Below are 14,461 nucleotides of genomic sequence, written 5' to 3'. Positions count from 1 at the left end.
CAGGGCGCAGCCCTGCCAAACCCCTACCCCCTGGCCATTGCCTGCCACCACTGCGACAGCAGCTCCGGCCTGCGCAGGCGTTCGCGCCACCAGCGCAGTGCGGCGCCATCCTCTCCAGTGCGCCAGGCCAGCCAGAAGGTCTCCTCCGGCTTGTGTTCCTCCACCTCACGGATCACCAGCTGGCCACGCGCCACCGCAGCGCGCGCACACGGTTCGGGCAGGAAACCGAATCCCACGCCTTCGCACTGCAGCTTCAGTTTGCTGGCCATGTCCGGCACCGTCAGCATCTCCTGCCCCATCAACAAGCCGACCGTGCGCGGCAGCAGCCTGCGCGCGGAATCAGAGACCGCGATCGCGCAGTGCTCGACCAGCTGCTCGCGACCCAGCACACCCGGCACTGCGGCCAACGGATGACCGGGCGCGACCGCGAACACGAACTCCACCGTGCCCAGCGGCTCGACCACGTAACCACCGCCACTGGGGCCCTCACCCGGCGCGCCGACCAGCAGGTCGGCACGGCGGTCCAGCAGGGCCTCCCAGGTGCCGGACAGGGCCTCGCCGATCAATCGCAGCCGGGTCGGTGCCTCGGCCTCACGAAACGCGGCGATATCCGGGCCGAGCAGCCAGGTCGGGAACACCGAATCCACCGCCAGCGTCAGTTCGGTCTCCCAGCCCGACGCCACCCGGCGCACCCGCAGTTCCAGCTCGCGGGCGGCGCGCAGCAGGTGCCGGCCTTCGTCCAGCAGCGCGCGGCCAGCCTCGGTCGGCTCGGCGCGCGGACCGACCCGGTCGAACAGCTGAACGCCCAGGTCCTCCTCCAGCTTGGCCACGGTGTAGGAGATGGTCGAGGGCACCTTGTGCAGGGCCTTGCCGGCGCCGGCAAAGGAGCCGCGCCGGTCGATGGCATCCAGGATCTGCAGGGCGTCGAGGCTGAGCTTGAGCATTCGAATTTTTCGATGATGGCTGTCAAAACTATCCGTTTTTCAAACCCAAGGCGCAAGCGGATACTTCTCTCCAACGGGGAAACACAGCGGCTTCCAGCCCACCCCGCCCCATCGAAACCATCGAACAAGGAGATTCCATCATGCTGCAGATCCGCAAGAGCGCTACCCGTGGCCTGGCCGAGCATGGCTGGCTGTCCTCGCGCCATACCTTCTCCTTCGCCAACTACTACGACCCGCGCTACGTCAGCTTCGGCCCGCTGCGGGTGATCAACGAAGACAAGGTGATCGGCGGCCAGGGCTTCGGCACCCACGGCCACAGCAACATGGAAATCATCTCCTACGTGCTGGGCGGTGCGCTGGAACACAAGGACTCGATGGGCACCGGCTCAGTGCTGCGCTACGGCGACGTGCAGCGCATGAGCGCCGGCAGCGGCGTCACCCACAGCGAGTTCAACCACTCGGCCGACGAGACCGTGCACTTCCTGCAGATCTGGATCTTCCCGGACACCGAGAACATCACGCCGTCGTACGAGGAGACCCACTTCGCGCCGGAGACCAAGCGCGGCCAGCTGCGCCTGATCGCTTCGCCGGACGGTGCCGACGGTTCGCTGCGCATCCACCAGGATGCCCGCATCTTCGCCACCATCCTCGACGGCGGCCAGAAGCTGCACCATGCGCTTGGCAACGGTCGTGGCGCCTATGTGCAGGTGGCCCGTGGGCAGCTGCAGGTCAACGGCATCACCCTGGAAGCCGGTGATGCGCTGCAGGTCAGCGACGAAGCCCAGCTGACGCTGGAAAACGGCAACGATGCCGAAGTGCTGGTGTTCGACCTGCCGCTGTAACCACATCGCCCGCGATGCTGCAGAGCATCGCGGGCGCATCTGCGTCAGAACCTGTAATTCAAGCTCAACCGCACGTTGCGCGGCTCGCCCCAGGTGTAGGTGCTGTACCAGTTGAAGATCGTGTAGTAACGCTTGTCGAGCAGGTTGTTGACGTTGACCGTGGCCGACAGGCGATCGTTGAACTGGTAGCGCACCATCGCATCGAGCAACCAGTACGGCTGCGTGCGATGCACCACCTTGGCCCGCGTGGCCGGGTTGGTGATCTCGCCGAAAGTCGAATCCTGCCAGCGTGCGCCACCACCCAGCGTCAGCGCCTGCCAGGCGCCACGCAGACGGTAGCGGGTGTGCAGGCTGAACTGGTTCTCCGGTTCCAGCGTGGTCACCTTGGTGCCCGCCTGGCGGGCGATCTTGTGGGAGAACCCACCCTGCACCTGCCAGCCCTCGGCCAGCTGACCCGACATTTCAAGCTCGTAACCCTTGGTGCGCACGCCCATCAAGGCGCGGTAGGCATCCAGGCCATCCGGTGTCTTGCCGCCGGTGGGCTGGGCGAAGTTGTCCTGATCAAGCTGGAACAGCGCCGCACTGGCATTGAGGCGTCCATCGAAGAACTCGGCCTTCAGGCCAACCTCGTAGCTGCGGCCCTCCAGTGGATCCAGTGCCTTGCCCTGCTCGTCACGCTCGCCCTGCGGCTTGAAGATGGTGCTGTAGCTGGCATACACCGAATAATGCTCGCCGAGGTCGTAGACCACGCCGGCATAGGGCACATGGACACCGGTCTCTCGCGTGTCCGGCGAGCGGTAACTGGCCAGGCGGCTGCCGACGATCAGCTTCAACGGATCGGCCAGATCGAAGCGGCCAACCACGTACAGCCCATTCTCGCGGGTCACTTCATTGTTGTCATAGGTGCGCTGCCACTGCGGTTCGGCAATGTCGCCATTCCAGGTCCTGTAGTCCGGCACGGTATCCGGGAACCCCGCCTGCGGGCCGTAGCCGGTATTGGTCCAGCGCTTGCGCGAGGCACTGCCACCGACCACCAGCTCATGCTCTCGCCCGAACAGGCCGAAACGCCCGCTCACATAGAAGTCGGCGGCATTGCTGACGGTCTTGCCAACGTACTTGCCGAGCCACAGGCTGACGCCCTCGCCGGTCAACGGATCAGGATTGCCGGCAGCGGCACCGGCCAGTGCGGCGTCATAGCCGTTGACCTGGTGGTTGAGCTGCAGCTTGGCAATCCAATCGTTGGCGAACGTGTGCTCCAACGTGGTGAAACCGGTACGCACGTACTGGCGCCAGCCGGCCCATTGCGCACCATTGTTGAACGAGCGCGGCATGCGGTTGAAGTTGCCGGCGCTGTCCAGCAGCGGAATGCCGCCCCACGTCGACCCCTTCGGGTCGCTGTCCATCACGTCGCCACCGACCGACAGCAGCGTGCGATCGCCCAGATCGGCTTCCACCACGGCATAGCCGACCTTGCTGGTGCGCTGGTAGTTGTCCAGGTTGGAGTGCTTGTCTTCCCAGGCACCCACGGCACGGCCACGCACGCGGCCATCGGCAGTCAGCGGGCCACCCACATCGAGCTCGGCGCGGTAGTCGTCCCAGCGGCCGACACCCAGTGAGGCGCTGCCGGCGAAGTCCTTGCCCGGCTTCTTGCGCACCAGGTTGATGGTCGCACCCGGATCGCCCATGCCGGTCAACAGGCCGGTCGCGCCCTTGAGCACCTCGATGCGGTCGTAGATGGCGGTATCGCTGAGCGTGTTGCCGGCGGAGTACGCCGAATTGCGCGACATCGGAATGCCGTCGTACTGGAAGTTCTGGATCGCAAAGCCGCGCGCGTAGTACTCGGTGCGTTCGCTGTCGTAGGTGACGATGCTGATGCCGGGGGTCACCCGCATCACGTCGTCGATGCCGTGCAGGCCGAAGTCATCCATCTGTGCGCGGGTGATCACGCTGATGGTCTGCGGGGTCTGCCGTGGCGTCAGCACCAGGCGGGTCGCGGTGGCAATAGTGCCGGGCGTATAGGCGCCGCTGCCCTCGGTGATGGTACCGAGCAGGTTGGCCGTGACCTGCACGGTCTGCAGGGTCTGTGATGCAGGCGCCTGCGAATCCTTGGCTGGATCCGTACTGGACTGCGCAACAGCAATACCGCTGCTGCCCAGAGCAGCGATCAGCAAACCCCGGGCCAGCGCCTGCGGCAACGCGCGGCGACGCGGCAAGGGGGACGGCGTATGGACAACAGGCACAGACAGCACGGCGGGACCTCCACGATAGGGTGGGATCCTCTGGCGGCGGCTGGAGGGAGGAGAGGGACGCGGCCGGACAGCCGCGGCGCAGGAGTGTACTCCCCTGCGCCGCGGCTGTCGTGCGGTGTGCTGGCGCGGGATCAGCCGCCGATGGCGACGCAGGCCTCCAGGATCAGCGCGGTCACTTCCTTCGGCTGCGAAGCCAGCGAGGCATGGCTGGCATCCAGCTCCAGCAGGCGCCTGGGCTGCATCCTTGCGGCCATGGCCTTCTGGTTTTCCGGCGCGATCATGCGGTCCTGGCGGGACAGCTGGTACCAGCTCGGCATGTGCTTCCACGCCGGGTCGCTGACCGCATCACCGAAGGTGCTGGCCAGCGGTGCCTTCTGGGTAACGGCCATCACCCGGCCTTCGTCCTCGCTCAGATCCTGGCAGAAGCTCTCATGGAACTTGTCCGCACGCAGCCACAGGTAGCCATCACTGTCAGGTGCCAGGTTCGGCGCCGCCTCCGGCAGGTGCTGCTGGGTGATGCCACCGGGACTCTCGCCGGCATCAGGCGCGAACGCGGCGATGTAGACCAGGCCCTTCACGTTGGGCTCGTTACCGGCCTGGCTGATCACCGCGCCGCCATAGGAGTGGCCGACCAGCAGCACTGGCCCGTCGATCTGCCGGATCATTTTCCGGGTGCGCCCTGCGTCGTCGGCCAGCGAGGTCAGCGGCAGTTCCACCGCCTGCACACGGTCGTGGCCGTTGCGATGCAGTTCCAGGATCACCTTGGCCCAGTGTGCGGCCCCGCCCCAGAAGCCGTGGACGAGGAGGATGGTCGGTGTCGTGCTCATGTACAGGTCTCCGGCAGCGGCCGGCGGAATGCAGACCGTGCAGCCACTGTCCGCGCGTGGCGTTAATCGCTGGTGACGCAATCGGGTCACTGCAATCGTATGCGTCGCCCGATGTCGCGCATGGCACTTGCCGAGTCAGTCTGAAATCGTTTTCATGACTGTTCCCTGGAGCTTCGCATCGCGCATGACGCCTTCATCCCCCCGTGCCCAGCAGCACGCCACCCGCGCCGCCTTCTTCATTCCCGGATTCGCCACCGCCGCATGGGCGCCGATGGTGCCCTACGCCAAGGCCAAGGCCGGGCTGTCCGACGCCAGCCTCGGCGCCGTGCTGCTGTGCCTTGGGCTCGGCTCGCTGCTGGCGATGCCGTTGGCGGGCGCGCTGACCGGGCGGCTGGGCTGCCGCCGGGTGATGGTGATCACCTGCGCGATGATGCTGTGCGCCCTGCCCTTGCTGGTGCTGGCGCCCTCGCCGGTGGCGCTGGGTGCGGCGCTGTTCGTGTTCGGCGCCGGCGTCGGTGCGCTGGATTGTGCGATGAACATGCAGGCGGTCGCGGTCGAGCGCGACGCCGGGCGCGCGATGATGTCCGGCTTCCACGCCTTCTACAGCATCGGTGGCTTCGTCGGCGCCGGCTGCATGACCGGCCTGCTGATCCTGGGTACACCGCTGTGGCTGGCCGCGCTGGTTTCGGTGGCGGCACTGCTGCTGGTCGCGGTGCTGTCGGCGCCGCACTGGCGCCCGCAACGGATCCTGCACGACGGCCCACTGCTGGCGCTGCCGCACGGCGTGGTGCTGTTCATCGGCGTGCTGGCCTTCGTGGTGTTCCTCGCCGAGGGCTCGATGCTGGACTGGAGCGCGGTGTTCCTGGCCGAAGTGCGGCAAGTGCCGCGTGACCAGGCCGGCGCCGGCTTCGCGCTGTTCACCCTGGCGATGACCGCGATGCGCCTGTTCGGCGACGGCATCGTCGAGCGCCTCGGCCGCACCCGTACCCTGGTCTTCGGCGGCATCACCGCCGCAGCAGGTTTCACCCTGGCCACGCTGGTACCCTCGTTCCCGGTGGCGCTGGCGGGCTATGTGCTGGTCGGGCTGGGCTGCGCCAACATCGTGCCGGCACTGTTCTCGATGGCCGGCCAGCAGCGGGTGATGCCGGAGAGCATCGCAATCACCGCAGTCACCACGCTGGGTTACGCCGGCATCCTCGCCGGCCCGGCAGCGATCGGTGCACTGGCACACGCCACCAGCCTCGGCTTCGCCTTCCTGTGCGTGGCCGCGCTGCTGCTGGGCGTCGCAGCGTCTGCCCGCTCGCTGGCACGACGGGTGGCCTGACAGAAAAAGGGGACGGAGGGGATTAAGTCGTTTATGGCCCAGCTGTGCGGGAAACGACTTAATCCCCTCCGTCCCCTTTTTTCAGCGGTGGGCCAGCCACTCGGCCTGGGCCGGCAGCTGTGGGGCCGGACAGGCGCTCTTCGGGTGGTGCTCATCGCGCGCCATCCAGTCATCGACCACGCCGGCCAGCAGGTCCAGCCGCAGCGGCAGTGTGATGTGGTCCTCGCCGCGCATCTCGATGTAGTGCGCGCGCGGGTTGGCCTGGGCCAGTTCGCGGCCCTGGCTGACCGGAATGTGCTGGTCGCCCTGGCCGTGCAGCAGCAGCACGCAGGCGCGGGTATCGGCCAGCGCGCGCGCTACGTCCACGCGGTCCAGATCGACGTCGATACGGCGGCTGGCGGCGGCGATCACCTGGTTGATGTCCTGGCCGCCGTAGCGCCAGCGCGCGTACGACGCCATCGCCTGCGCCTTCAGGCCTTCCGGCTGCAGTCCCATCAGGTGTGGAATCATCGTGCGGATCGCCACACCGGCATTGGCGAACGATTCCATCGCCACCACCCCTTCCACCTGGTCGCCGAGCTTGTCGGCGGTGAATACCGCTGTGGCGGCGCCATAGGACACGCCGAACAGGTACAGCGGGCCGGTTACTTCACCACGCGCGCGCAGCTCGCCGATCACATCCACCACGTCATCGGATTCATAGGTGCCATAGCCCGACGGCCCGGTACCGGACTGTCCATGGTTGCGCAGGTCAAGCGTGACCACGCGGTAGCCGGATTCGGCCAACTGCAACGACCACGGCAGCATCGAATCACCGTTCATCATCCAGCCGTGCAGCAGCACCACGGTACCGCGCGGTGCCTGCGCGCGGAACGGCTGCGGTACTGCCAGGCTCAGGCCGGTATCCAGCGGCAGGCCGTTCTCGTGGCGCTGCGGCAGGTAGTGGTAACGCGCGCCGTAATCGCCAGGATCGAACACACGCCAGAAGATCGGCACGCCATCGCGGCCCGGCGCGAAGCCGTGGCGATTGGGCAGTTCGGCAATGGCCGCGGCAATGCGCGGACGATCGAGCAGGGTCGATACGCCACCCGGCGCGATCAGCCGATCGGCAAGCGAGGTGGACGAGGCATTGATCGAGGACGAGCATGCAGCCAGCCACAGGCCGGCGCACGCCAGCAACAACAGCAGCAGGCGCTTCATGGGCAATCGGGGAAAAGGTGCGACAGCGTGGCAGATTAGCGACGCGCGCGTGGGCCATCTATCGCGCATGGATGACGGCTTGATGACAACGCAGGAAGGATTCAGCTTGGTGTACAAGCTGTATCTGTTCAGTCATTGATCCGGATCAATGAACGCGCGCGCGGGATTGCCCACAGTGCCGCCATGCGCACCTCGTTCAAGCTCGCCATTGCCCTGGCCGCCACGCTGGCCGCCGCCTACGGCGTCGCCCGCACCACGCCCTACTGGTTCGCACCGCGACAGGCCGCGCAGGTCGACATCCACGATCCGGCATTGATCGCGCAGGGACAATACCTGTCGCGCGCGGCCGACTGCGCGGCCTGCCACACCGCGCCCGGCGGCAAGCCGTTCGCCGGTGGCCTCGGCATGCAGACGCCGATGGGCACGATCTACTCGACCAACATCACGCCCGATCCGGACACCGGCATTGGCGCCTACGACTACGCCGACTTCGAGCGCGCGGTACGTCGCGGCATCCGCCACGATGGGCAGCCGTTGTATCCGGCCATGCCGTACGCCTCGTACGTGATCGCCAGCGACGCCGAGATCAAGGCGCTGTACGCCTACTTCATGGGCTCGGTGCAACCGGTGAAGCAGGACAACGCCGACAGCACGATCCCGTGGCCGGCCAACATGCGCTGGCCACTGGCCTGGTGGCAGCTGCTGTTCGCACGCCCGCGCACGTTCAACCCGGATCCGTCGCTGGATGCCAGCCAGCAGCGCGGCGCCGAACTGGTGGAAGGCCTGGCCCACTGCGGTGCCTGCCACACGCCACGCGGGTTGGCGTTCCAGGAAAAGGCGATGGCCGATGATGGCAGCCGCCAGTTCCTGTCCGGCTCGGTACTGGAAGGCTGGTATGCGAAGAACCTGCGCAACGAGTCGACCGGCCTGGCCAGCTGGAGCGAGGGCGAGATCGTCGACTTCCTGCGCACCGGTCGCACCGATCGCTCGGCAGCCTTCGGCGGCATGGCCGACGTGGTCGAGCACAGCACGCAGTACCTGTCCGACGCCGACCTGCTGGCGATGGCACGCTACCTGAAGCAGCTGCCCGCCCGCGAAGGACGCAGCGCACAGTGGTCGCCCGGTACCGACACCACCACCGCCGCACTGCGTAGCGGCGACTACCGCGTGGCCGGTTCGCTGGCCTATGCCGAGCACTGCCAGGCCTGCCACCGCGCCGACGGGCGCGGCATGCCGCGCGTCTATCCAGCCTTGGCCGGCAACTCGATCGTGTTCGCCGATGACCCCAGCTCGCTGGTGCAGGTGACCTTGATCGGCGGCCGCACGCCGCATACCCCGCATGACCGCATGGCCTTCACCATGCCCGGCTTCGAGCAGCTGCCGAATGCGCAGCTGGCACAGATCCTGACCTTCATCCGCAGCAGCTGGGGCAACCACGCCAGTGCAGTGAGCGAGGTCGACGTGGCGCGCATGCGCCGGGTGGTGCGCGACAAGCCGGTGCACTACGTTCCGCAGGAGGCCGCACGATGAAACGTTCGCGCAAACGCTCCCGCCTGCTGATCGGCAGTGCGATCACCCTCGTGCTGCTGGCCGGCGCCGGTACCCTCGCTTACCGTCATCTGTTCCCGGACCTGGATGCCGCCGTGGCCAGCACGATCGATATCCTCGATGCGCAGGGCAAGGTGGTCGGGCACTACCATGCGCCCAGCGCCGAAGAAATCGCCGGGCTCGGCAATGCCGAATCGGTGATGCTCGGCCGCCGCATCCTCAACGAGACCGCACGGCTGCTGCCGGACAATGTCGGCAACGATCTGAACTGCAACTCGTGCCACATGGCCGAGGGCAAGCGGCCTTTCGGCAATCACTACTTCAATACCGGCGGCGGCGCCTATCCGCGCTACATGCCGCGTCCGGGCAAGGTGATCGGGCTGACCGAGCGCATCAACGGCTGCCTGCAGCGTTCGATGAACGGCAAGCCGCTGCCGAAGGACTCGCCGCAGATGCGTGCGATGCTCGATTACATGGCGTGGTTGAGCAGTCGTGTGCCAGAAGGTGCAAAGGTAGCCGCCCCCAGTGAGGGACCGATCGACAGCACGCTGACCCCGGACCCGGTCCGCGGCCAGGCGCTGTACGCCGTGCAGTGCGCCGCCTGCCATGGCGACAACGGCGAAGGACGGCGCGACGCCAGCGGTGACATCGCCTTCCCGCCGCTATGGGGCGACCACAGCTTCAACATCGGCGCGGGCATGGCGCGCCTGTACAAGGCCGCCGGCTTCGTCAAGCACAACATGCCACCGGCGGTGACCCGCAAGCCCCCGCTTGGGCAGCAGGTGATGCCCGACCAGGATGCGGTGGACATCGCCAGCCACTTCATCAACCAGCCACGCCCGGACTTCGCCAACAAGGCCAAGGACTGGCCGCGCGACCCGAAACCCAAGGACGCGCGGTACTGACAGGCAGGCGGCCGGGGGCGTCGGCCGTCACACAACACGGTTCCTGCATCTCTACGTCATGTCGATGTCATTGGTGCTGTCGACACTCGGGGGCTTCTCTCCCCCCAAGGTCCGGTATCAATGCGAACGATTGCGCGCTTTCCCCGTGTTTCGCTGCTTGCCCTGCTGATCGCCCCCACCCTGGACGCCCTCGCAGAAGCACCGCAGGGCGATACGGGCGAAGCGCGCAGCAGCGATGCGCGTACCCTCGACCAGGTGCAGGTGATCGGCCAGGCCACCAGCTATGCGAAGACTTCGGTGCGTGCGGAAACGCTGAACCGGCAGACCGTGATGAGCAGCGTCAACGACGCGCTCAACGAGGTACCTGGCGTGGTGGTCAGCGAAGCCGATGCCACCGGCTCGTCGGTGTGGGGTACGCAGATCAGCATGCGTGGCTTCGTCACCAACCGCGACACCCAGCAGATCGGCACCACCATCGACGGCCTGCCCAACGGCGGCTCCGGCTACGGCGGCGGCTCGCTGGCCAACCGCTACATCGACACCCTGGACCTGGAAACGGTGGAAGTCAGCCAGGGCACCGCTGACATCTCCTCGCGCTCGAACGAAGCCCTCGGCGGCACGCTCAACTTCCTCACCAGCGACCCGATGCAGGACAGCCGCCTGCGCTTCGTGGTCGGCGCCGGTGACAACGAGGCGCGCAAGTACTACGTGCGCTACGACACCGGCCTGCTCGGCGGCCACACCCGCGCGTGGATCAGCGCCTCCTCGTCGAAGGTGCACGACTGGATCGACGGCACCGGCCACGCCAGCAACGACCACATCGCCGGCAAGTTCATCACCGAACTGGATCGCTGGACCCTGACCGGCTACCTGTCCTACAACGATGCCGACGAGCCGGAATACACCAGCGTCTCACCGAAGGGCTTTGCCACCAATCCGGATCGCGACAACCTGGTTGGCACCCTCACCGGCATTCCGTATCTGGACCAGAACTACCGTTCCGGCTCGCGTGCGCTGCGCGAGAACACCTTTGGTTACCTGCGTGCGGCCTTCGACGGCGGCAACGGGTTCAAGGCCTCGGTGGCCGCCTACGGGCACCGCATGCAAGGTCGTGGCGACTGGCTTCCACCTTACCTGGCACAGGTCAGCGATGAGGGTGCGGGCCGCCCCGAATCGGAATATCTCGGTGGCAAAACCGTGTACGGCGGCAGCAACCGCGGCCAGATCTTCTTCGTCAATCCCGATGGCAGCGCCGCGCAGCGCCTGGCCAGCTGCACCCCGCGCCTGGGCTTCACCGCCGAGTACGATCCGAACTGCTACGCGGGCAACGTGCTGGGCGCGCAGTCCTACCGCCACACCCACTACGACAACGACCGCATGGGCGTGACCGCCGACGTCGAATGGCGGCAGACCTTCGGTGCGATCGACAACACGATCCGTGGCGGCCTGTGGGTAGAGAAGCTGGACCGTTCGGCACGCCGTGACTGGCACCGCCTGCTCAACGTCGGCCAGGACATCGCCTTCGACCATCAGCCGTACTGGGTGCAGTTCGAGGACAAGTACAAGGTTGACGAGCAGATGTACTACGTCGAGGACGTGGCCCGCTTCGGGCCGTTCAGTGCCCGCCTGGGCGTGAAGCAGTTCTTCGTCGACCAGTCGCGCCGCCGCGTGATCGGTGCCAGCGAGCACGTGAAATCCGATTCCAGGTCCGATCCGCTGCTGTCGACCGGCTTCACCTGGGCACCGGGCGTGGAAGGCATGGAGCTGTTCGCCGGCTTCTCGCAGAATTTCGCCGCCATTCCATCAGGCGTACTTGGCGAGACCGATCCGCAGCGCTTCCGCAATGTCGAACCGGAGACCGCCGACAACATCGAAGTGGGCATGCGCATCAGCCGCTGGCCGCTGACCGCCTCGGTCACGCTTTACAACATCAAGTTCGACAACCGCATCGTCTACCTGCCGGCGGGCTTCGTCAGCGGCATCGACTACCTGGGCGAGACCGACGGCGTCTATGAGAACTTCGGTGGCGTGGAAAGCAACGGCCTGGAAGCGGCGTTCGGCTATGGGTGGGACAATGGCTGGCGGATCAACGCGGCCTACACCTACAACCGCTCCAAATACCTGGGCAGTGGCAATGCCGCCCGCGATACCCAGCTGGGCATCGTCGACGGCGCCAAGGTGATCGGCCAGCCGGAGAACACCCTGGTGCTGTCGGCCGACTGGCAGGGCGCCAACTGGAACTTCGGCCTCTCCGGACGGTACCTGGGCACGCGCTACCTTGATGCCGCCAACGTCAACAAGCTGCCCTCGGCCACCGTGTTCAATGCCAACATCGGCTTCGACCTGCAGGGCCTGTCGCCGCGCCTGAAGGGCATGGGTGCCAACCTGGTGGTGAGCAACCTCACCGATAAGCGGTATCTTGCGGGGGTGGACGGCCGCGACAACGCCTTCATCGGCGCCCCGCGCACCGTCGGCATCTCCTTCCGCGTGGACCTGTGAGTGAGCCCGTGACCGATATCGGCCGACGCCGGTTGTTGCAGGCCGGCGTTGCCGCCGGCCTTGCCCCGCTGCTGCCCAGCATCGCACGGGCCGCAGCGATCGCCCCCGCCGCGCAGACGCGCAGCCTCGAAGACCTGCAGCACATCGTGGTGTTCATGCAGGAGAACCGTTCGTTCGACCACTACTTCGGCACGCTGCCGGGCGTACGTGGTTTCGGTGACCGCTTCGTGGCCCCGGCCGCCGCGCTGCAGGCCGGTGGCCGCGCGCGCAGCCTGTGGCTGCAGCCCGACGCGAGTGGCACGCGGGCGATCGCACCGTTCCCGCTGGATACCGCCGCGCACTTCGGCTACATGCGGGTGGAAGGCACGCCGCACACCTGGCCCGATGCGCAGCGCGCCTGGGACCACGGCCGCATGGGGCACTGGCCGAAGGCCAAGCAGAACCACTCCATGGGCTACTTCCAGCGCAGCGACATGCCGTTCCAGTTCGCGCTGGCCGATGCGTTCACGATCTGCGACGCCTATCACTGCGCGATGCAGGCCGGCACCAATCCGAACCGGGTGTTCCTGTGGACCGGCCACAACGATGCACAGGCCCGCGCCGGCGGCCCGGTGATCGCCAACTCGCATGACAACTTCCCCGAACACGGCGGGCATCCGGCGTCCTACCGCTGGACCAGCTATGTCGAGCGCCTGCAGAAGGCCGGCGTGTCCTGGCAGATCTACCAGGACATGGCGGACAACTTCACCGACAACCCGCTGGCCGGCTTCGAGGCGTTCCGTCGGGCGTACAGTGCTGCACCCGGGCATGACCCGCAACTGCGCGCACGCGGGGTCAGCACCCGTGGCCTGCCACAGCTGCGCCAGGACGTACTCGACGGGCGCCTGCCGCAGGTCAGCTTCATCATCGCCGACGCGGCCGGCAGCGAGCACCCCGGACCCTCCAGTCCGGCGCAGGGCGCGGCCTATACCGCGCGCGTGCTGGATGCGCTGACTGCCGATCCGGAAGTCTGGAGCCGCACCGCCCTGCTGCTGATGTTCGATGAGAACGACGGCTTCTTCGACCACATGCCGCCACCGGCACCGCCTTCGCCGGTGGATGGCGGCTGGGCGGGTGCGTCCTCGGTCAGTACCGAGGGCGAATACCACCGCCATCCCGCACCGGGCGACGAGAAGTACGATGCCGCCGAACTGCGCGGCCGCCCGTATGGACTGGGCCCGCGCGTGCCGCTGTATGTGATCTCGCCATGGAGTCGGGGTGGCTGGGTCGACTCGCAGGTCTACGACCACACCTCGGTCATTCGACTGATCGAACGCCGCTTTGGCGTGGCCGCACCGGACATCTCGCCGTGGCGCCGCGCGGTCTGCGGTGACCTGACGGGTGCCTTCGACTTCGCCCAGCGCGATACCCGCCCGTTCGTACGCGGCCTGCCCGACGTGAGCGCGGTGGCCGCACGCGCCGCTGCGTTGCCAGGGCGAACCGTGCCGGCGCTGCCGGAGGGGCTGAAACCAGCGAAGCAGGACGTCGGCATACGCCCGGCGCGCGCCCTGCCCTATCGGCCGCAGGCATCGATGGCTGCGGTGGACGCCTCGGGCGTGGATCTGGCGCTATCCTGCGAAGGCGCGGCGGCAGTGCTGCATGTCTACGACCGGCTGCGGCTGGATGCGGTGCCGCGCCGCTACACGCTGCTCCCGGGCATGGCGCTGCGCGAGCGCTGGCCGCTTGATGCCCAGGGCCGCTATGACCTGTGGCTGCTGGGCCCGAACGGCTTCCACCGCCACTTCCAGGGGGCGGCCAAGGATCCTGCGCTGCAGGCTTCAATTGATCGCACGGATGGCCAACTGCGGCTGCGGCTGCGCAACCTGGGTGACGGCGCGCAGCAGGTGCGTGTGCAGCCTGGTGCCTATGCCGGGCACATGCCCGATCAGGCGCTGGTACTACCCGCACACGCAGAAACCGCGTTGGCGTGGGACGCAACGCCCACGGCGGGCTGGTATGACCTGCAGATCGGCGCGGGCGAGAGCATGCTGCGCCTGGCCGGTCGCGCCGAGGATGGGCGCCCCGGCACCAGTGACCCGGCGATGGGCAGCGAACCACTGCGGTTCGAGCAGGATTGAAGGATC

Annotated in this window: 10 protein-coding genes; 6 read left to right on the top strand and 4 right to left on the bottom strand. The window is 67.2% G+C overall.

Features of this window, described 5'->3' with window-relative positions:
• Nucleotides 1-23: 23 nt before the first annotated feature.
• A complete protein-coding gene (locus tag AC5P6S_RS07705) occupies nt 24-944 on the bottom strand; it encodes a LysR family transcriptional regulator (protein WP_005409044.1) in 921 nt (306 codons plus the stop codon).
• Nucleotides 945-1,084: 140 nt separating this feature from the next.
• Here AC5P6S_RS07705 and AC5P6S_RS07700 point away from each other — a divergent pair, with 140 nt between their 5' ends.
• The gene (locus AC5P6S_RS07700) at nt 1,085-1,786 is read left to right on the top strand and encodes a pirin family protein (protein ID WP_005409043.1); all 702 of its coding nucleotides are present in this window, start codon (nt 1,085-1,087) and stop codon (nt 1,784-1,786) included.
• Nucleotides 1,787-1,830: 44 nt separating this feature from the next.
• On the opposite strand, the gene AC5P6S_RS07695 is transcribed toward AC5P6S_RS07700, so the two are convergent.
• Nucleotides 1,831-4,035 (bottom strand): TonB-dependent siderophore receptor, encoded by a 2,205-nt coding sequence (locus AC5P6S_RS07695; protein ID WP_099498278.1) that lies wholly within the window; start codon nt 4,033-4,035, stop codon nt 1,831-1,833.
• A 131-nt stretch (nt 4,036-4,166) separates the two neighbouring features.
• A complete protein-coding gene (locus tag AC5P6S_RS07690) occupies nt 4,167-4,862 on the bottom strand; it encodes an alpha/beta hydrolase (RefSeq protein ID WP_049459636.1) in 696 nt (231 codons plus the stop codon).
• Nucleotides 4,863-5,046: 184 nt separating this feature from the next.
• Here AC5P6S_RS07690 and AC5P6S_RS07685 point away from each other — a divergent pair, with 184 nt between their 5' ends.
• Complete coding sequence (locus AC5P6S_RS07685; RefSeq protein WP_049459637.1) at nt 5,047-6,186, top strand: MFS transporter; 1,140 nt, start codon at nt 5,047-5,049, stop codon at nt 6,184-6,186.
• A gap of 81 nt (nt 6,187-6,267) precedes the next feature.
• Here the strand turns inward: AC5P6S_RS07685 and AC5P6S_RS07680 are convergent, their stop codons facing one another.
• On the bottom strand, nt 6,268-7,386 hold the full coding sequence (locus AC5P6S_RS07680) for an alpha/beta fold hydrolase (protein WP_005409039.1): 1,119 nt from the start codon (nt 7,384-7,386) through the stop codon (nt 6,268-6,270).
• A gap of 183 nt (nt 7,387-7,569) precedes the next feature.
• Between AC5P6S_RS07680 and AC5P6S_RS07675 the strand changes: the two genes are divergently transcribed.
• The 4 genes from AC5P6S_RS07675 to AC5P6S_RS07660 all read left to right on the top strand — a co-directional run bounded on the left by AC5P6S_RS07675 (nt 7,570) and on the right by AC5P6S_RS07660 (nt 14,455).
• Complete coding sequence (locus AC5P6S_RS07675; RefSeq protein WP_088610881.1) at nt 7,570-8,916, top strand: c-type cytochrome; 1,347 nt, start codon at nt 7,570-7,572, stop codon at nt 8,914-8,916.
• Nucleotides 8,913-9,839: a c-type cytochrome gene (locus AC5P6S_RS07670; protein WP_099498277.1), complete on the top strand. Its 927-nt coding sequence runs from the start codon at nt 8,913-8,915 to the stop codon at nt 9,837-9,839. The genes AC5P6S_RS07675 and AC5P6S_RS07670 overlap by 4 nt, the downstream gene beginning before the upstream one ends.
• Nucleotides 9,840-9,959: 120 nt before the next feature.
• Nucleotides 9,960-12,338: a TonB-dependent receptor gene (locus AC5P6S_RS07665; RefSeq protein ID WP_005412950.1), complete on the top strand. Its 2,379-nt coding sequence runs from the start codon at nt 9,960-9,962 to the stop codon at nt 12,336-12,338.
• Nucleotides 12,339-12,346: 8 nt separating this feature from the next.
• A complete protein-coding gene (locus tag AC5P6S_RS07660; RefSeq protein ID WP_099498276.1) occupies nt 12,347-14,455 on the top strand; it encodes a phosphocholine-specific phospholipase C in 2,109 nt (702 codons plus the stop codon).
• The last annotated feature ends 6 nt before the right edge of the window (nt 14,456-14,461 follow it).

It is taken from the genome of Stenotrophomonas sp. YJH_SMC_119 (assembly GCF_059368315.1).
This window is presented reverse-complemented; position numbering and strand designations above follow the sequence as displayed.